This is a genomic window from Patescibacteria group bacterium (assembly GCA_028707065.1).
GTDB lineage: Bacteria > Patescibacteriota > Patescibacteriia > Patescibacteriales > WJLG01 > JAQTUZ01.
The window spans coordinates 1-19,129 of the sequence record JAQTUZ010000010.1; the positions used below are offsets into that span (position 1 = coordinate 1).

The window sequence follows — 19,129 nt, forward strand, 5'->3', positions numbered from 1 at the left end:
CCAGCCGATAACAGCTTATCAAAATATTATCGATATTATCGCCCGGAACGCCATTGTTTTAATAATGCTGATTGTCGCGTTGGTCTTAATTATTGCCGGCTATTTTACTAGAAATTTATGGAGAAGAAACACGAAATAACAAGAATACCTGCGCGAAAACTCATGAAAATTTTAGTGTTTTTTAGTTTTATATTCGTGATTTTTAGCGTCTCAAGCGCGGCGGCAGAAGCCGCCAGCTTGTATTTTTCTCCGGCTTCGGGCTCTTATGCCGCGGGCAAAAATTTTTCCGTCAGCGTCTACGTCTCCAGCCAGGATCAGGCGATGAACGCGGCCTCTGGCGTGATCTCCTTTCCCGCGGATAAATTGGAAATTGTTTCTCTCTCCAAAAGCGGATCAATTTTTAGTTTATGGATCAAGGAGCCGGCTTACGCTAACGCTCAAGGAACAATAAATTTTGAAGGTATAGTGCTGAACCCGGGATTTAGCGGCAAGAGCGGAAAAATACTTACCATCACCTTCAAAGCCAAGACTATCGGAACCGCCTCGCTATCTTTTTCAGCGAGCCAGGTCTTAGCCAACGACGGCAATGGCACCAGCATCCTTTCCGGCGCCGGGCGGGCAAATTATTCCATCAGCGCCGCCGTCCCGCAGCCGCCGGTGATCACGCCTGCTCCAGCCGCCGGCATTCCTCCTTCTCCCATAATCACCTCTCTCACTCATCCCGCCCCTCTTCCCTGGTATAGCGACAACAATCCCCGATTCACCTGGCTGATCACTCCGGACATTACGGCAGACAGGATATCTAATGATAAATCCCCTGATTCGCGCCCCAAAACCATTTATAGCCCGCCTCTTGCCGAAATTAAATTCAGCGATTTGGAAGACGGCGTTTGGTATTTGCATGTGCAATTGCGCAACGAGGCCGGCTGGGGTGATATCGCCCATTTCCCCTTCCAAATTGACACCAAGCCGCCGGAACAATTCAGCCTTAGCTTTATTGACGGCAAGGAGACCGGCGACCCGCAACCCAAAATACTCCTGACGGCGACCGATACTTTGTCCGGGGTGGAATTTTATCAAATAAAAATTGATGGCGGTAATACTATCGCTATTCCTGCCGAGGCGGCTGGAACCGCCTCCTATGTTTTACCGTTGCAAAATCCGGGCGAACACTATCTCTTCGCCCAGGTCTTTGACCGAGCCGGAAATTATAATTCCCTCACCGATAAATTCATTATCACTTCCGTCCAGCCGCCAGTTTTCACTAAATATCCTTTTGTCATGTCAACTGAAGGTATTCTCGCGGCCGAGGGACGGACTTATCGCAATGGCAATTTGATCATCTGGCTCCAAAAAGGAAATAACAGCCCGCAAAGTTTCGCGGTAAAGGGCGATCAGGATGGCAATTTCGCTTTTAGCTATGATAAAAAATTAGCCAGCGGAATTTATCAGCTTTGGGCGGAAGCGGTTAATGAACGAGGCGCCAAAAGCAATCCTTCGGAAAGAATAACCATCCTTGTCGAACAGCCGCTAATTTCGAAAATTATCTCTCTGGCCATGAGCACGCTTGGCGCAGTGATTCTTTTCTTGGTGCTGATTATTTTATTAGTTATCCAATTCTGGTATTTGTTCCGCGGCCGTAGACGCCCGGCAACAGCTAAAGATCAAGAAAAATATCGGGATAAAAAATAGTCTTTACGCCAATAAAACTACTTAATTAAAAAATCTCGGTCGCTTGGCGGCGGATCCGCCCGGGGCGGACGGACACTCGCTTATTCGCTTCGGCTTCCGCCTCAGCTCATAGCTCGCTCCTGACCAGCGCACCCTCGGTCGCTCGCCGCCGGAAAGCGGCTCACTCCCTCGTCCAGGGTCAGCGTCCGCCCGGGGCGGACGGACACTCGCTTATTCGCGCCTCCTTCCGTCGGCGCTCATAGCTCGTTCCTGACCAGCGCACAAAAAAAACAAGCCACCCGGCTTGTTTTTTTTGTGCGCCCAACAAGATTTGAACTTGTGACCTTCTCCTTAAAAGGGAGCTGCTCTACCAGCTGAGCTATGGGCGCAGAATATTTATATTTAAATAAAGTTTTACTTATTGAACTCGCTGTTCACCGCTACATCGGCCGAAGGCCGTGAGCTCACTCCGCGCAGCCGCACAGCGGCATGTCGCGGATACCGGCTGCTTGCCCCGTCTTCATGGCGGGGAGCTATGGGCGCCTCATCCAATTATGAATTAAAAATTATAAATTAAGAATTATCTTAATTATACCCTAAAATAAAATAAAAAACACCCACTGGTGATTTATTTCTATTTTAGAATAACAAATAAATGAAAATTTGGCAAGAGGAAATCAAGTTCATCTAAGCATAGTTCCGCCAAAGAAAAAAGCCCCGCGAGATGCAGAGGCTTTTCGGAGGTATGGCAGACAGAAGATTTAGCGAAAGGACAACTTTTTAATGAAGGTGCGAATTTTAAAAAACGAGCGAGGAGAAAGCGGTCCCATCATCACCCTTAACAGAAAGGAGGACTCGATTACTACGAACAGAAAAAAACACACTGACAGAACCGAACAGTACTGGATACAGAACCGAAAAGCCTTAACGTTCCGAACTACCGCTCGACTCCCCGCTCGCTCTAACGGAAGAATTAATTATATAATAACCTCCTGGACAAATATGGTCAAGTGGATAAAAAACGGCTCGTTAGTTTTACTAAAAAATGTTTTAAAAAAACAGTCAGGCGACGTTTTGGTTCAGGCCAAATCCCCTGCCAAGGGCAAAAAAAAGAACCGCTCTTTCCCAGAACGGTTCGACCCAGCATTGCTATTCTTTTATACCTTCTCGGGCGCCAGAGCGGCGATACCATGCGCGCCAAGCCCGCTGATCATACCGCGGAGCTGTTTTTCTGTTCCCTGGAGATTGATCCCCTCCGGTTTAATGTCAGCCGTGACAAAATCGACGCCCGACAATACCATCAGAGTGACCATGCCATCCCATGTCAGGTAATCACCTTTGCCTTCCAACTTCATCCGCAGACCATAGTTAGTGCGCGGAATTCGTTCTAGTCCCAAGACTTTTACTCGGTTCAAATCGACCCTATTTTTTTCCACGATCGTTCTCCTTTTAAAAAAGATCAAGCTCCGCGTCCGCTAAAATTGCGTCTGCGTCCGCCGCTCCAGCCGACGCAAAATGTGGACATGGCTCAACTTCAACGGTACGATTAAATCGAATAGCTCATTCCGCGTCCCGCATAAGTTGGTTTCAACGATCTGGCTCCCCTGCTTTTTGATGATCACTGTTATTCCTTCGGCATCGTCTTTGATCGTACACTTGATCGATTTGTCGGGGATCACCATTGTATCGCTTTTAATCACCAAAAAGATTAGTCCGGGAGCGGCTCTTTCCAATGCTTTTACCGTGTGGATAATTCCATTGTCCGCCATAATTATTTTTCTCCTTTTTAGCAAAGAACATCCTCAAGGCCCATCTAAACAGATAATTGTCTTATAGCATCGGCTAATAATTTTGTCAATCCTTTAATCTTGATCATTGACTATCGCTCACGAAAAAGAGCCATTCTCGCGGAATGGCCCTTAGCTCATGATTAGAGGAAGCAAACTCAGCTGCAGACTATGTCAGCCCTGGTCGGAATTGTTTCCGCCAGCCATAGCCTGCTAATCCTCTCTTCTTCGATCGATTTGAAAAACTGCGTCAGCTCCTGTCCTTGCCCCTTAATTTCGACCGAATCCACCTCGTTACCGCTTTTTTTCACTACGGCCGTTAACCCCCTGGAATTCGCGTAGATTCTGAGAGAGGTTTCCCCGGCACGGGGGCTTGCCGCATCGCCGGTCACGACCAAGGTATAATGATCAGCCGGGCGATCCGAATCGATCAGGCTGGCTATGCTTTTAAACGAAACTCCCATACTCATAAATCCTCCTGGAAAAAATGAACATTGACCTTTATTACTACTTTCAGTAAAGCATAATAATTACGCCTTGTCAATAGTAGAAACTTTTTCAGACCCCGCGACTTCCTAAAAATTCTCTTTTAGCTTGGCTATTTCAAGTTCAATAATAGCCAAGATCATAATCTTCCCGGATAAAAAATAAATTTTTAAATTGACTAAAATACGGCGTAAACTTATAATAAAATTAATTTAATTACCAATCAAATAAATTTATGAAATTTTCCGTGGTTATTCCGGCTTATAATGAAGCCGAAAGCATTGCCGCGGCGGTCAAGGCGCTATTGGCCCAGACTGTCGCGAAGAACGATTTTGAAATTATTGTCGTTGACAATAATTCCAAGGATGATACAGCCAAGATCGCGGCGATTGCCGGCGCTGATTTGGTGATCGGAGAAAAAAAACAAGGATCGAACCTGGCCCGCCAGGCAGGATTGGACAAAGCCCGAGGCGAGATAATCGCCTTCCTCGATGCCGATTCGATTCCTCCGCCAAATTGGCTGGAAATGATCGGCCAGGATCTGGCAACTCCTGATTTCGTGGCGGTTTCCGGACCGTATGATTATGGCTTTACCGGCTTAAAAAAATTTTTGGACTCAATTTACACCAGGCGCCTGATGCCTAAAGCTCCGGCTCTTTTGGAAATGATATTCAGAAAAAAATGCGGAGTGATCATCGGCGGCAATTTCGCCGCCCGCCGCGCCGCCTTGGATGCCATCGGCGGCCTTCCCGCTCTTGATTATTGGCAAGGAGATGACGCCGCCATCGCCATTATGGTTTCCCGAAGAGCCGGACCAATCCTGTTTGATACGAAATTGATCATAAAAAGCTCTCCGCGCCGATTTGCCAAAGTTGGATTCTTGCGGCTGGCAGCGAGATATATGGTGACTTATTTGAAAATATTCTTCGACAAAAAATACTCTTGAACCGTCAGATCAAAGCATCGTCTTCTTTGGTTAATATCAGTTCGACCGGATCATGGTCGGATAACGGCGGCTCGAGGACGATCGGGCGATGGTCTTTGACGGCAAAGCCCCACTGCTCCAAGCCTCTGGTAAAAATATAATCAAGCCGATGGGAAAACGGCACGCGGTTCGGCCACCTATCGACCAAGGGGTTTTCCTTGCGATAAGTCGGTAGGCTGAATAATAATCCTTCACTGGCAGGGATGGAGAAATTATTGGTCGCCAGCATCGCCGCAAAAGATTCATGGCTCAAAATATCGTGTTGATTAAAATCACCGCCCATCACCACCGGGGTCCTATCCGGCCCCAAGCGGTCCATTATTCTTCTTAACTGCTGGAGGCGGAATTTTTTTCCCCAGAAGATCCAAGAATGCAGATGAGTATTGATCACCCGTAATTTTCCCCGGGGAGTTTCCACCACCGCTTCCAGGAATCCCTTGTGTCCGAACATTTCGCAGACAGAATAATAACGAAAAAAAGGAAAAAAACTTTCCTTGCTCACTGGAAATTTGGAAAAGATCATCAGCCCGCCGCAAAAATTGGAAAAATCCTTCAGCCAATATTTTTTCGATCTATCTTCGCCGAACGCGCAAAAATATTCCGGTCCCATCCGTTCTCTTAACAGGCGCTGGTTATCCTTATCCCAAGTTTCCTGCAAACAGATGATATCGGCATTTTTTCCTTTTAAATATTCGGCGACCTTGGCAATCCTTGCTCGGCGCTCCTTGTTGAACCAAAGCGGCAAATCCCAAATATTGAAAGTGATGATTTTTAATTGTTGTTCCATAAATATCATTTTATAACTTTAAGCGGAAAAAAGCCAATCGCGCTTCTCTACGAATTACGAATTTATACGAATATACGAAAAAGCAATTTAGTCCGTTTAAACATAAAATTTAATGATGATGGGTTAATTTATAATTCGTATATTCGTAAATATTCGTAGTTCGTAGAAATCAAAAAAAACAAAAAAAATACGTCTAAATGATTATTTCATACCCTGTCTCGTGAATTATGCTATAATATTCCCATGCCGATTATTATTGAGACAAAGGATCTGACCAAAAAATACAAGGGGCTGACCGCGGTCAATAGCCTTGATTTGGCAATCGCCGAAGGGGAAATTTTCGGTTTGCTCGGGCCCAATGGCGCGGGCAAGACCACGACGCTGATGATGCTGACGACCTTGGTCAAACCGAGTTCGGGAACGGCAACGGTCAACGGTTTTGATATTGTCAAAGAACCGGGCAAGGTCCGCAAGTCGATCGGCATGGTCTTCCAGGATCCTTCGAGCGACGATACCTTGACCGGCTATGAAAACCTGAAATTGCACGGCATGCTTTACAATATTCCGCCGGTGGAACGGGAAAAAAGGATCAAGGAAGTTTTGCAGTTGGTGGAATTGACCGAACGCAAAGATGAACTGGTTAAAAATTATTCCGGCGGCATGCGCCGGCGCCTGGAATTAGGCCGCGGCCTGATGCATTACCCGAAAATTTTATTTCTGGACGAGCCGACGCTCGGACTGGACCCGCAGACCCGCGACCATCTTTGGCGCTATATCAAAGATCTGGCCGGCAAAATGAATATTACCGTCATCATCACCACTCATTATATGGAAGAAGCTGATCTGCTTTGCGACCGGGTGGCGATCATCGACGCGGGAAAAATTGTCGCGCTTGATGCGCCGTCAAAGCTTAAAGAAGTGATCGGCGGCGATGTGGTCAAGATAAAAATAAGCGAGCCGCGCCTGGAAGAAATAAAAAAATTGTCCTATGTCTCCAAGACTGATTTTAAGGACGGCGTGGTTTCATTGACAGTGCTTAATGCCAGCGAACACTTGGCGGAAATTTTGCAGACCATCGGCAAAGTCGATTCGGTGGAAGTTCATACTCCGACCTTGAGTGATGTCTTCCTGCATTATACCGGCCGGGAGATCCGCGAAGATTCTCCCGAAGGCGGCTGGGGCGCGCGGATGATAAATTATCGGACGAAAAAATAGAGCAAAGAACAAAAGAACAAAGAGCATTTTTAAAATGTGTTCTTTGCTCTTTGATCTTTGTTCTTAAATTCATCTAATGAACAGCGAACTTCGAGGCATTCTGGCCATTTGGTACCGGGAGCTGAAAGTTTTTCAGCGGGAAAAATCCCGGTTGGTCGGCGCGATCGTCACGCCGGTTCTTTGGCTTTTGCTTTTTGGCGGCGGCCTGGGTTCGGCTATCTCCATCACCGGCGTCAATTACCAGGCTTTCATTTTCCCCGGAATACTCGCCCAATCGGTTTTATTTTCCTCGATCTTTTTCGGCATTTATATCGTTTGGGATCGCAAAATCGATTTTCTTAAAGAAGTCTTAATCTCTCCGGTTTCGCGCTTTTCAATTTTTGCCGGCAAAGTCGTCGGCGGGGCCACTGATTCGCTCATCCAATCGATGATCCTTCTGACTATCGGCTGGATCTTCGGCGCCACCGGAGTAATCGCCGGATTACAGATCGACATTGTTAAGTTCGTCCTGTGCCTTATTATTATCGCTTTTACCACCACCGCCTTGGTCAGCATCGGTTTGGCGATCGGCTCAATGATGGACAGTTTCGAAGGCTTTCAATTGATCTCCAGCTTTTTGCTTTTTCCGCTTTTCTTTCTTTCCGGCGCGCTTTTCCCTATCGATAAATTGCCGGTCTGGATCGCGCCTTTCACTTTCATCAATCCCCTCACCTATTCGGTCGACGGCATGAGGAGCATTATTCTCGGCGCTTCGCAATTTTCCGTCTGGATGGATTTCGGCGTCATGGCCGGCTTTGCCGCCCTCACTCTCGTCGTCGGCGCTTTCGCCTTCGAAAGGATGAAATTGTAAAAAAACATATTTTTAATATCAAATAAAAAAACCTCGGAGTTTGTCCGGGGTTTTTTGCGCAAGAAAACTTGCGCAAAATCAATCTGTTTCGGGAGCCATAGCCTGCCTCGCTTCTGCCTGAGATCTTTTAAATTTCTTTTCAAATTCCGCGAATCTATAACCGACAGCAACCTCTATGTCTTGGCGAAAAGCGGTATCAGCGATCGTTTCTCTAATCTTAATTCCTGTTCGGCCTTTGATTCGCGAAGGCAAATTTTTGATCACCGCGGCAATCTTTTCCTTAACCTCAATCTCCGGCACCCCATGTGTCAGGCAGCTGCACTTGAAACTTAATTCGAATTCAATGATCAATCTCTCGATGCTGAATTTGCCCGGTTCGACAATCGCTTTTTTAAAATAACCGGGGAAAGGCACGCTTGCCCCGCTGCCTTCCAATACGCCGCCCGGGCCGCTGACGATTGCCAATATTTCGGCTACTAATTGCTCCCAAAGGCGTTTTTTAACAATCATCTTCGGCTCCTTTCTAAAGAACAGGTAAGATCAACTTTATTTAACCGACTTTATGATATCCCATTTTATTACCATAATTTTATTTTTAAGTCAAGAGACTTGAATTGATAAAAAAATCTAATTGGCCTATTATGATTATATACTAATAAAAATTTTATGCGCCAACCGATAAGAAAAGCCGATAAATATTTACGGGGCAAGCCGGATCCAAAAATGACCCAGGCTAAATTCGCTGAATTGACTGCTGATCTGGCGCGGATGAAAAAAATCCGCCCGCCGCTGGCTGCCGAAGTAAAACGCTTGGCGGCCATGGGCGATTTTTCCGAAAACGCCGCTTACCAGATCGCCAAGGGCCGGCTCCGCGGGCTGAATCAGGCGATGTTAGATACCGAGGATCAGCTAGCCCGCGCTGAAATAATCGAACCGAACAAAAACAAGACCGTGGTCGGCCTTGGCAGTTTAGTGACGGTAGAGAGCTCTAAAAAGAAAAAAACTTTCCAAATTCTCGGCTCAACCGAAACCGATCCGGCAGCCGGAATAATTTCCGCCTCTTCCCCGCTCGGCTCGGCCTTGCTCGGAAAAAGAATCGGCGAAACAATAAGCGTTAAACTTGCCAATAAAACTGTTGAATATAAAATAGTAAAAATCGAATAAACAATTTTTTGCTATACCCCGTTATAACACACCCCGTCCCGCCGAGGCGGCGGAACCACCCCTCTTAACAGAGGGGATTTTTTTATTTAAAAACCCCGTTCGCCAATCATGGGAACGGGGGTATTTTTTCAAGCGGCCTGGGACAGAGTTTCGCAAGATCGGCTCGGAAAACGATGAACATTGTTATAATCGGCGGAACTCGGATACATCTTCCGGATATCCACGTTCTTTATCCGGGAAAGCAGTTCATCGTATTGCTTATTGCTCTTTACCGGGTTGCATGTTACCAGGCGAAGATAGATCGCGTGAGAATAAAACCATCTATCCCCCACTTTCACATAGATCTCCCGCCTTTCTTCCATCATTTTTTCTCGGAGTGCCGGGGAATCGACATCTTTGGTGTCCAGAATATCCGAACAAACGCCTTTGACCTTTCCGCCGAAATAAGCTTCGTCGGCTTCCCAGATCGAACCCCGCGAATAGCTTCTTTTTTTTCTGGCGGCTTCGGCAGGCGGTTCGGCCGGCTGAACTTTGCCGTAAGCCTTCCTGAAGGTTATGAGCTCCAACTCTTGCTCCGCCACTTTCTCCCGCAACGACTCGATCTCGTTTTGGAAATTAGCGGCGGCTTCTCTGGTCACGGCCAATTCCGCATCCCGGGCGGCCAATTTCTCCCGCAGCATCCCCGACTCTTTTCCGGATTCGACGGGATTGCTTTCCTTATTTCTCGCCGGGGAACTTTTCGTTAAAGCGGCGACCCGTTCCTTGAGAAAATCAATCAGCTTAGCCTGCTTTTCATTTTGGTCCTGGCGTTCACGTTCGCTTTTAGCCAAGGCGTGCCGCATCTTAATCAGCTCATTGCGCAGCGGAGCGCCTTCCAGACGCCGGTACTTGTTGAAATGTTGTACCGGCGCAATGAAAAAGGAAGAATTGTATCTTTCTCTATTCGCGTTATACACTCTCAGATCCCGGGGCCAAAGATGAAGATCTTCCGGCGGCACAAATTTGAGCAGACTCAAATAAGCCGGTTCGCCTCGGGAAAGATCAATGTTGTTTTTGACTGCCAAAGCATGCGCCAGGCGCCAAAGTTTCCGGATGGGAAGCTTCTTATAAACATGGGGTTTCTGCATGGTTATCCTCCTTGTGATTAGTCGATGAAAAGAACCGATGTAACCGATTATCTTAATGGCTAAAGGAATAATTGTCAATCGGCCAATATTAAAATCGGGCCGATAAGCCCGATTTTGCGCAGGAATAATAAAATTAATTTTCCAAGGCAACTCCTGATTTCTTAATGGTGAACGATGGCTTGCTCAGCTTAAGATGCAGAGTAAAGAGACGCATGGAGTTAAGCAGCGGGAAAAAATCAGTGGCAAAATTATAAGCTGAAGCGCCGACCGGATTAAGCATGCCTGAAAAAACCAGGCAAAAACCGACCACGTTCACCACGCCCCAGATCCAAAAATTTTGCCCGGATATCTGGGTAGTATATTTTCCCAGTTCGATCATTTCCGGCAATTCCGATAAGTCGTCTTTCATTAAGGCGATGTCCGCCGCTTCGATCGCCGAATCTGAACCGATCGCGCCCATGGCCACGCCGATATCAGCCAAAGAGATCGCCGCCGCGTCATTGACGCCATCGCCGACCATGATGGTTTTGTATTTCCGGCTCAAAGATTTTTTAATGAAGTCCAATTTATCCTGCGGCAAAAGATTGGCATGATACTCCTTGATCCCCAATTGCTTGGCGATCCTGGCCGCGACTTTATCATTGTCGCCGGTCAGCATAACGATCTTCTTAATACCCAGCTCATTGAGCTCGCTGATGACTTTTTCCGTACCCGGACGGATCACGTCGGAGAGCGCCAAAAATCCCGCCGGCCGGCCGTTATAGCCCACCGCCACCAGCGTATAACCGTTGGCTTCCTCTTGGGCGATGATCTTTTTTTGTTCCTCGTCAAAGCGCACATTCTCCTTTTCTAAAAAGGAAATTTTGCCGCAGACGATCTTTTCATCCTTGCCGCCGACCTCGATCCCCTGGCTGGTCGATTCCTTGAAAATATCAGGCTCCTCGATCTTGACGCCGCGAGATCTGACGTATTCCAAGATCGATTGGGCGATCGGGTGGGTAGAAACGCTTTCGGCCTTGCCGGCGTAAGATAATAATTGCTGCTCGGTAAAACCGGAAAAAACCGTAAGATCATGGGCTTTCATCCGGCCGGCGGTGATCGTGCCGGTTTTATCCAAGAGAACTTGTTTGACTCCCGTCAAGCCTTCCAAGAATTCTCCGCCCTTAATGATCACTCCCCGGCGAGCGGCATAACCGACCGAGGCCAAAAAAGCCATGGGCACGGCCACGGCAATATCATCGGCGCAAGCGACTAATAATAATGACAGAACCAAATCAATGTTTCGCGTGAGAAAAAAAACAATGAACGCGCCGCCAACCGTCAAAATAATATACCAGGTGGCGAAAACTTCCGCCGTCGTGCGGATCTTCGATTTATTTTTTTGCGATTCTTCCACCAGCTTGACGATTTTTTCCAGAGTCGTGTCGCGGCCGACCTTGTCCGCCCGCACCGTCAGCGAACCGGCAAGATTAAGCGTCGAACTATAAACCGGGTCATTGATCTTTTTCGCCACCGGCGCTGATTCGCCGGTCAAAGAAGATTGATCAATCTCTGCCTCACCCTGGATTACGGTGCCATCGACGGAAATTCTTTCGCCGGCGGCAATGATCACCAGATCGCCGACTCTGATCTTTTCCGTGGCAATTTTAATGATCTTGCCGTTGCGCTTAACGCGGGCTTTTTCCGGACGCAGTTTCAGCAAGCTCCGCAAGGCCGAATGCGCTTTATTTTCCGTGTAAGCGCCGAAGATCCTGGCGGAAGTCAGCATCAAATTGATAAAAACCACCGAAGTCCATTCTCGGGCCAGCATGGCCGCGATCAAGGCGATGCTCGCCAGCAGATCCACGGAAATCTGGCGCTTATTGATCGAGCGGATGGCGCTTGTTAAAACAGGCAGGAGGCCGACCAAGGAAGCGACGATAAAAATGATCAGCAGATCGGCCCTGGGCGCGAAACGAAAATAATAAATCAGCAACAGGCAAATCAAAACGGCCGCGTAAATTTTATCAAAATAAACTTCGAATTTTTTTAACATAAAAATTTTTATTATCAAGCGAAGCGAGTGAAATAATCCCGCGCCGCGCGGATATTATTTCCGAGCGAGCGATGATAAAGACTTCGTCCGGCGGCAAGCGGAGTTACCTATTAGAAAAGATGGGGAGAGTGCCTGCCCTGCGATTTAATGCCTTTTATTTTTTCTGATATTTTCCCATTAATACCGCTTCGTCAAGAATATGGCCGGTCATGGCTTTAAGCAAATTTTTCATATTGGTCTTGGCCGGTAACTTTAATTTTTCGTCCAAAGCGTAAAGGCGATAATAATAATGATGAACGCCGGAAGGCGGACAAGGAGGGAAATATTTGTTCGTCCCGCCCGAATTAGCGCCGACCACCGCGCCAGAAGGCAGATTTTTAGCATCGATCGTTTTGGCCGCGGCGCTGATATTCCAAACCAGCCAATGGGTAAAAACTCCGGCCGGGGCGTCGGGATCGTCGACGACCAAAGCGAGCGATGCGGTGCTGGTCGGCACATTGGCTATTTGCAAAAGCGGCGCTCTCCCCTCTCCCTGGCAGGATAGATCGGCAGGTAAAAAATCGCCATTAATAAAATCCGGACTGATAATATTCATATAAATTTTGTTGGCAATCATCGGCGGCGTGCCCGTGGCTTCATAGCTTTGATAAAAAGTCTTTGCTTTCGGCGCGCTTGTCGCGCAGCCGGCTAACGCCAAAATCGCCAAAATAAGTAAGATCTTTTTCATTCTATTATTATACAGCAAAACCGGCTAAACCAAAAAATGCAGGCCAAACACCTGTATTTTTAGAAAATACTTTGCTCTGATCCGTTAACGCAAGCCGTGCTGGTGAAAACACTCGGTATATTCTTTATCGGTATTATTGATGTGCCAAGTCCACCAGCCATTGAGAAAATTGCCCAAGTCGAGCAAAACTTCATTCTTTTTCCCGGCCTCGTAATCCTCTTTCATCTCTCCGGCTCTGGCGCGATAGTCGTTATGCATTTCGACGTGGCTCTCGGTCTTCGGATAATCAAACTCGCGAAAATATTTTTCTTCGGTGGAAAAATGATAATCGGCGTATTCGACGAGCTCCGTTAAAATATCACTAACGACCGCATCGTTGAAATTTTTATTTTCCACCATCTCATACAGCCGGTTGATGATGCCGATCATCTGTTGGTGCTGTTGGTCGATCTCTTTGACACCGACCGAATAATTTTCATTCCACATTATCAAAGGCATAGATTTATGAATAATTAAGGATTATTTCCTTAATTAATTATACTCTATTTTTTATCATTTTTATACCAAAAAATAATGGCTTATTTCCGCCATTATTTATAATATTTTACTTTAAGATCAGGTGCGCGGATCGCTCTTTTGCCATTCCTTGAGCCGGTTGCCTTTCCGTTCCATCTTGTCGGCCGGCCGGAGCAGGCGAAGATTTTTTCGGGGCGCCACCGGAAAATGGCGGGCATTGTCGATCGCGCCGGCGATCGCAAATAAATTTTTTTCCGCCGTAATCCATTGCCAACCAAATCTTTTTAAGTTAATTGGCCCGGAAAAGCTGCGCAAAGTCTTTTGGTGCGTCAGATCGTGAAGATATTCGTTAAAATAGGACATAGCCAGCTCGCGCGTCGTCCGATAAACCGGATCGCGGAAACGCAAACCCAAACTGTTGGTCTTGCTGATTGCTCCCCAATAACCGTTAATTTTATATAAAGCGATAACGTGATCGGTGTCGCCGCCCGTCGCTTTAAAGTCCATCACCAGCGGCTTTTTCCCGGCTAACCAAAGCGCCGTGGCCGCCAAAAACGCGCTCTCGATGCAATGCGCTTTCCTTTCCCGCAAGACTCGCCGCGGCGACCAGCAAGTGTCGCCGTTCTTCTCGTGATTGCGCGGCAGCGTATCCAAAAAATCCTGAATTTTGACCGGAGTATTCAGTTTTTTCAAAATACTCGCCTCCCCTTCAGTTAATCCCAAGGAATTTTTCATGGCCGGATGAATAAGCAGGTTCCTTTAATGATCTGATAAAGCAAAACCAAGCTGCAAAAATTCTGAAGCAAGATCAAAGGAATGCCGAAATAAAAATACCACTTTCTGGTTTTGTGATGGAAAGTTACCATGCCTAAATAAATCCCCAGCCCGCCGAAAAAAATGGCCAGGAAAAACAGCAGGCCCTCGCTCACCCGCCATTGCCCGGCAACGGCAAAATTCTTATCCAAAACCATCACGGCAAAGGAAACAAGGTTGATGAAGACCAGAAAAATTAGAAAATAGAAGATTGTTATATCCATGATTTAATTTTACCATAAGATCGAACTGTTGTCCGCCGCCTTGCAGAATTCTGCCTGAGCAAAAAATATCAAAAAAAGCGGTGAATTTCCATGGGAAATTCACCGCTGTTCAAATGTTGTCGCTGGTCGTCCTGCTATCTGGGCTTTTTGAACGGCAGAGTGCAATCATCGTAGGCAGAGCATTTAGCGCAATTGTGGGAGTAACTCGACGGCGGATTATGCATCTCGAGCGGGCCCGATAGTGCTTCCAGCAAACCGAGTAAATTGGACAGGCCTTCCAGCGGATTGAAGCTCACGACTTCATATCCGCTGCGGATGCCGATGATCAGCCCTTCCTTTTGTGCCGCTTCACCGATCCGAACCTCGACACTGTCCCAGAAAAGTTTATCAAGTATTTTATGCTCCTGTCTGTTTCGGCTTAATATTTTTTTGGCGGCCGGCAAATCAATGATGTCGGCTTTTTCCGCCAAGGCGTTGTTTTCCTTGGCAATAGCGTTTCTTACCGTATAGAGAGCTTTTTCATAGCTCGTAAGCTTGCCGATTGTGGTTTCATTTTCCGCGACAGATTCAGTCGGTGCCTCCGCGAAAACTCCTTTTTCCATAGTTTCCAGCACCCGCGCCATTATCGTCCCTTGCATTTCCCCGACATAATCCATGCGCCGTTCACGCCGTGCTCCTTTGATAGCTTCCAGCATCCGCGCCGCTTTCCCCAGAATTGCTTTGAAAAAATCCATACCCGCTCCTTCGCTTAAAGGTGGTTGAATGCGCCAAAAAACATTTAATAAAAATTCAAAAAGATCAACGAAAAAATAACTTATCACAAATTAAATTTTTTGTCAACACCTCCCAAAGTATTTTCAACCTAAATACCAATAATTTTACAAAATAAAGCCGCAGTCCCCTTCCGCCGGCTGGCGGATTAGAAAACTGCGGATTAAAGAACTAATCAAGGAACGGATGGAAGAAAGAAATCAACGGCTTGAACGATGATGCCGGATGCGCCGATGCCGCTTAAGCGAGCGATGATTTTTACCACCTCGCTTTTTCTGATCAGCGCTTCGGCCGCCAACCCTCCGCCGTCAAGCTGGCTCAAAGTCAGGCGCTCGAGCCAGAATTTTTCAGCTTCGATTCGGGGGAGATCGGCCGGGTTGAGAATATTGAACTTGAGTAATTTCTTCTCTTCCGCCAAAAAAGCGCCCTGAAGCATTTTCCCCAACAACCCGACTTGTCTGGTTTTCTCCGGCGACAAATCGGCTTTGGCAATCAAGACTACCGGCGACACGAACAATTCCCTGACAATAACTAAATTATTATCCTTAATGCTCTGGCCGCTTTCCACGACGCCGATCCCGTAATCATAGCCGCAGTAAGCAACCAGGGCTTCGGTGCCGCCATAAGAAAATTCCTTTTGCGCTTTGGTGAAAATCAAATCGGCCGCGTACCGATATTCGGTTTTCACCTTGATCCGTTTTTCATCGATGAATTTTTTCTGTTTGCCGAATAGCGCCACTCTGGCCGGTGATTTGGACTTGCGCGCAAAAGGCAATTCAACCACGACGCGCAATTCTTTTTCCAAACCCGCCTCCACTACGCAATCCCAGCCGCAGATACCGATATCGAGCTCTCCGCTCTTAACTTGTCCCGGTATCTCCTGCGGCCGGAGAAAAATCAATTGGCGCAGAAACGGATTGGACTTTAATCTTACCTTAAACTTGCGGCCGAAAATTTTCCATAGAAATCCGACTTTCCCGAGCAGCTCCGCCGTTTTAACTTCCAAACTGCCGGTCGGCGCGCCCAGACTGCCCAGCTGGCTGGTCCTCTTCATCCGAACCTCCCTTGTTAATGTTAAAGAACAAAAAACTCCTTCCCGATTGGGAAGGAGTTATATTGAAGGAGGTAAAAAAATATTTTTACGCGCTTAAACACAGCTCTTTCCCAATCGAAAAAGAGTGGCCATGATGCATTGAATTGATTGTCAGTATTTCGCTTTTCATATTGTTAACACCATAATAGCACATTTGGAATGGGCTGTCAAACAAAAAATTTTAACCGATAAATCCAGCAACTAACTTCGACGATAGATCAGGATGATATTGAGTCCGAGGAGAATGATCAGCCCGAGCAAAACCACGGCCTGCACGGAAGCGATATCGCGCCATCCTTCGTTCAGGCCATTATACAAGATCCAAAGAATATAAATCATATCTCCGCCGATCACTAAATAGCGGACGGCTTTTAACGCAGTCATACTAGATCATCAAAAATTTATAACCAAGCCCGCCCGGCAGATCTACTGTTGCGGCGCGGGCGGTTCTTTCTTCTTGTCCAGCTTGTCCAAGCCGATCAATTTCACGCCGAAATAAACCACCAGGGCGATGACGATGAAATCGATGCAGACGCCGATCAGATCCCCGTAAAGGATCTTGGCCGAACCAAGATTGATCGCCGCCGCGTCCAGCCCCTTGGCCGAACCCAAGGCCAGGCCGATCAGCGGGTTAATGATATCACTGACCAGCGCCGTCACCACTTTGGAGATCGCGCCACCCAGGATGAAGCCGACCGCCAGGCCGACGACGCCTTGTTCGCGGATGAAATTTAAAAATCCTTTCATATATTTTTTACCTTAAATTAATGATCAGAAAAATCAGACCGCCCTTCAAAACGGCAGCCAGCCCTCGATCAATTTATCAATTTTGTCGAATTCGTCCTTACACTCCGAAGGCGGATTGCGAAATATTTTCGTGACGCCGTTAAGATTTATCTCGTAATCCCAGCCAGCGTCCATAATCAACCCCAGCGGGCAATCCTTTTCCATCAAACCGGCATCTTTAATCTTTTGCGCGACCAGATTGGCAAAATTTTCACCCAATTGCCTGTCGATTATCGGTTCTTCAGATCTTATACCGCGGGAACTGGTGCTGCTATAGATCAAAAACCCGGATTTCTCGATGAATTCTCCGCCGCGATATAAATACAATTCCGTATAACATCCGCCATCAGCGCCGTCGGGACGGCTGCAGAGCCCGTAACTTGATTTGGATGAGTATAGTAACTCATCGGCTGCCGTCACTGCCAATCTCCGGCCGGTTATCTTTTCGATCCATTTCCAAAAATCCGGGTTGAGCTGATGATAAAAGGGCTTGAACCCCGGCTCGGTAAGGTATAAAAATTGGTCAAAAAAATCATTGGCATTATTCTTTGCCGCATAAGTTTGATCGTTCGTCCAATAACTATTAGCCACCCGGCTCAACGATAGGTAGTAGTCGTCGATTTTGCTATCGATATCTGAAAGCGGAAGTTTCCCCGCTTCCGGCGCATAGCGATCGCTATACGAAATTGTCGTCGTGCCAGGCTTAAAGATTTGGCACGAACCGATTCCTTTCAGATCGAATTCGCCGGCAATGCCCGGCACTTGAACTTTCGGCTTGGCTACCGGAACTTGGTCGCCAAACGAAAGGCGATAAAAAAACATTTCATATTTTTGCGGGGTGGTAGTTGCCGCCGGAATGGCAAAGCCGGGAATTTCCCCGGTAGCGGCCATCCCGCAATTCGCCATCCTGAAATCATGCTGAGCGGTTTTAATTTCTCCTCCCTCCTTGGGCCAGACTGATACCGCGATCATCAAGCCGATGAACAAGATTACCACGATACCGACGATCCAAAGAATGATTTTTAATATTTTCTTGATCATAAAATTATCACTTATTAATTAAGGATAAGTAATGCTAAAATTTGATTCAATGGTGGTACCGACGCCGTCCGCGATCTGGCCGCTCTTATCGGCCGTAATCGTGTATCTTACTTTATTGTCATCGGCGGCAATGTCAAAAGGCTGATCAGACTGCAAAACTACCGCTCCGTCAGCGGTGGAAATTTTAAGACCATTGACGTCCCGGTCAGTTCTGTCCAGAACTATTTTTCCTTTTTCTTTATTCAAATAAATCACCCAGCCTTTAAGACAGGGATTAATGCCATTGTTTTCATAAGGATGGCAAACCTCGACCCTGATCTGATAAATATCCGCGCCCACGTCTTTAAAGCGCAAGGCGAATTTATCGCCGTTCTTAGGCATCGCCTTGGGTTCGAAGATCGACGGATCAGCCAGCTTGCCCGCAAAGGGAATGGCGATCATTTGCTCGGCAAAAGTTCCATCCTGAAATGCCACTTTCATCAAAACCTGGATCGGCGCCGAAGTGGCAGTAAGATTCATTACGCAACTATGCGGAAAGTAAAGATAGTCGCAGCCATTGCCGGCGTCGCGGGCGCTGCTGATCGGCGAGTCAGGAGAATCATAATCAAAGACCATTCTTTTTGGTTGCAAGCCGGCAATAAGATCCGAGGTGTAAATAGTTCCGGCCGGGTTAAGACAATTTTCTTGTTTTAATCCCAGATCCGGCCGTTCCAAATAGACGGAAAAATTCCGTTGCTCGGTCAAACCAAGATCGGGCCGCACCCCCGGCTTTTCTCCGACGGAGGCGAGTTTAACGACCATTTTGCTCGCGGGCAATTTATTAACATCATATTTCGGATCGCGGCCCCAGGGATCGACCAGCGCCGGTTCGGCATAGCAATAACTTGGCAGCGCGGGATTTTTAACAATCAAGGACGAAGACGGAGATGGGGTTGGTAAAATTATCGGCTTGGGAATCAGCCAGATCGCCGCCGCGATAATTGCGATTGCGATTACCAGGACAACAATTAAAACTATTTTAGATTTGTGGGCCATAAATTTTTTAAAATAA

General features: G+C 47.1%; 22 protein-coding genes and 1 tRNA gene. 5 read left to right on the forward strand and 18 right to left on the reverse strand.

Annotated elements, in window-relative coordinates:
* Positions 1-162 precede the first annotated feature (162 nt).
* Positions 163-1,692 (forward strand): cohesin domain-containing protein, encoded by a 1,530-nt coding sequence (locus PHE24_04025; GenBank protein MDD4902281.1) that lies wholly within the window; start codon positions 163-165, stop codon positions 1,690-1,692.
* Positions 1,693-1,987: 295 nt separating this feature from the next.
* On the opposite strand, the gene PHE24_04030 is transcribed toward PHE24_04025, so the two are convergent.
* The 4 genes from PHE24_04030 to PHE24_04045 form a co-directional block, all read right to left on the reverse strand.
* Positions 1,988-2,060, reverse strand: a tRNA-Lys gene (locus tag PHE24_04030).
* Between the two features lie 768 nt (positions 2,061-2,828).
* The gene (locus PHE24_04035) at positions 2,829-3,107 is read right to left on the reverse strand and encodes a hypothetical protein (GenBank protein MDD4902282.1); all 279 of its coding nucleotides are present in this window, start codon (positions 3,105-3,107) and stop codon (positions 2,829-2,831) included.
* 39 nt (positions 3,108-3,146) lie between these two features.
* Positions 3,147-3,440, reverse strand: coding sequence for a hypothetical protein (locus tag PHE24_04040; protein MDD4902283.1), 294 nt, complete (start codon positions 3,438-3,440; stop codon positions 3,147-3,149).
* A gap of 176 nt (positions 3,441-3,616) precedes the next feature.
* Positions 3,617-3,928, reverse strand: coding sequence for a hypothetical protein (locus PHE24_04045; protein MDD4902284.1), 312 nt, complete (start codon positions 3,926-3,928; stop codon positions 3,617-3,619).
* A 251-nt stretch (positions 3,929-4,179) separates the two neighbouring features.
* Between PHE24_04045 and PHE24_04050 the strand changes: the two genes are divergently transcribed.
* Positions 4,180-4,890: a glycosyltransferase family 2 protein gene (locus PHE24_04050; GenBank protein MDD4902285.1), complete on the forward strand. Its 711-nt coding sequence runs from the start codon at positions 4,180-4,182 to the stop codon at positions 4,888-4,890.
* 4 nt (positions 4,891-4,894) lie between these two features.
* On the opposite strand, the gene PHE24_04055 is transcribed toward PHE24_04050, so the two are convergent.
* Complete coding sequence (locus tag PHE24_04055) at positions 4,895-5,716, reverse strand: endonuclease/exonuclease/phosphatase family protein (GenBank protein ID MDD4902286.1); 822 nt, start codon at positions 5,714-5,716, stop codon at positions 4,895-4,897.
* Between the two features lie 243 nt (positions 5,717-5,959).
* On the opposite strand from PHE24_04055, the gene PHE24_04060 reads away from it, so the two are divergent.
* Positions 5,960-6,931: an ATP-binding cassette domain-containing protein gene (locus PHE24_04060; protein MDD4902287.1), complete on the forward strand. Its 972-nt coding sequence runs from the start codon at positions 5,960-5,962 to the stop codon at positions 6,929-6,931.
* Positions 6,932-7,007: 76 nt separating this feature from the next.
* On the forward strand, positions 7,008-7,781 hold the full coding sequence (locus tag PHE24_04065) for an ABC transporter permease (GenBank protein ID MDD4902288.1): 774 nt from the start codon (positions 7,008-7,010) through the stop codon (positions 7,779-7,781).
* Positions 7,782-7,859: 78 nt separating this feature from the next.
* On the opposite strand, the gene PHE24_04070 is transcribed toward PHE24_04065, so the two are convergent.
* Positions 7,860-8,291, reverse strand: coding sequence for a hypothetical protein (locus tag PHE24_04070; GenBank protein MDD4902289.1), 432 nt, complete (start codon positions 8,289-8,291; stop codon positions 7,860-7,862).
* Between the two features lie 156 nt (positions 8,292-8,447).
* Here PHE24_04070 and PHE24_04075 point away from each other — a divergent pair, with 156 nt between their 5' ends.
* Positions 8,448-8,945, forward strand: a complete 498-nt coding sequence (locus PHE24_04075) for a GreA/GreB family elongation factor (GenBank protein MDD4902290.1) — start codon at positions 8,448-8,450, stop codon at positions 8,943-8,945.
* A gap of 128 nt (positions 8,946-9,073) precedes the next feature.
* On the opposite strand, the gene PHE24_04080 is transcribed toward PHE24_04075, so the two are convergent.
* From PHE24_04080 to PHE24_04135, 12 genes are all read right to left on the reverse strand, one after another.
* Entirely contained in the window at positions 9,074-10,072 is a 999-nt protein-coding gene (locus tag PHE24_04080; GenBank protein ID MDD4902291.1) for a hypothetical protein, read from the reverse strand.
* A gap of 133 nt (positions 10,073-10,205) precedes the next feature.
* On the reverse strand, positions 10,206-12,107 hold the full coding sequence (locus PHE24_04085) for a cation-translocating P-type ATPase (GenBank protein ID MDD4902292.1): 1,902 nt from the start codon (positions 12,105-12,107) through the stop codon (positions 10,206-10,208).
* Positions 12,108-12,261: 154 nt separating this feature from the next.
* Positions 12,262-12,834 (reverse strand): YbhB/YbcL family Raf kinase inhibitor-like protein, encoded by a 573-nt coding sequence (locus PHE24_04090; GenBank protein ID MDD4902293.1) that lies wholly within the window; start codon positions 12,832-12,834, stop codon positions 12,262-12,264.
* Between the two features lie 84 nt (positions 12,835-12,918).
* A complete protein-coding gene (locus PHE24_04095; GenBank protein ID MDD4902294.1) occupies positions 12,919-13,332 on the reverse strand; it encodes a bacteriohemerythrin in 414 nt (137 codons plus the stop codon).
* Positions 13,333-13,449: 117 nt separating this feature from the next.
* Entirely contained in the window at positions 13,450-14,085 is a 636-nt protein-coding gene (locus tag PHE24_04100; protein MDD4902295.1) for a hypothetical protein, read from the reverse strand.
* Positions 14,082-14,387 carry a DUF1294 domain-containing protein gene (locus tag PHE24_04105; GenBank protein MDD4902296.1) on the reverse strand — a complete coding sequence of 102 codons (306 nt, stop codon included), beginning with the start codon at positions 14,385-14,387 and terminating at the stop codon, positions 14,082-14,084. Before PHE24_04105 ends, PHE24_04100 begins: the two co-directional genes overlap by 4 nt.
* Positions 14,388-14,521: 134 nt before the next feature.
* The gene (locus PHE24_04110) at positions 14,522-15,121 is read right to left on the reverse strand and encodes a hypothetical protein (protein MDD4902297.1); all 600 of its coding nucleotides are present in this window, start codon (positions 15,119-15,121) and stop codon (positions 14,522-14,524) included.
* A gap of 212 nt (positions 15,122-15,333) precedes the next feature.
* Complete coding sequence (locus PHE24_04115) at positions 15,334-16,212, reverse strand: hypothetical protein (protein MDD4902298.1); 879 nt, start codon at positions 16,210-16,212, stop codon at positions 15,334-15,336.
* A gap of 240 nt (positions 16,213-16,452) precedes the next feature.
* Positions 16,453-16,635, reverse strand: a complete 183-nt coding sequence (locus tag PHE24_04120) for a hypothetical protein (protein MDD4902299.1) — start codon at positions 16,633-16,635, stop codon at positions 16,453-16,455.
* Between the two features lie 42 nt (positions 16,636-16,677).
* Complete coding sequence (locus PHE24_04125; GenBank protein MDD4902300.1) at positions 16,678-16,998, reverse strand: MscL family protein; 321 nt, start codon at positions 16,996-16,998, stop codon at positions 16,678-16,680.
* Positions 16,999-17,043: 45 nt separating this feature from the next.
* A complete protein-coding gene (locus PHE24_04130) occupies positions 17,044-18,078 on the reverse strand; it encodes a hypothetical protein (GenBank protein ID MDD4902301.1) in 1,035 nt (344 codons plus the stop codon).
* A gap of 18 nt (positions 18,079-18,096) precedes the next feature.
* Positions 18,097-19,113, reverse strand: coding sequence for a hypothetical protein (locus PHE24_04135; GenBank protein MDD4902302.1), 1,017 nt, complete (start codon positions 19,111-19,113; stop codon positions 18,097-18,099).
* Positions 19,114-19,129 lie beyond the last annotated feature (16 nt).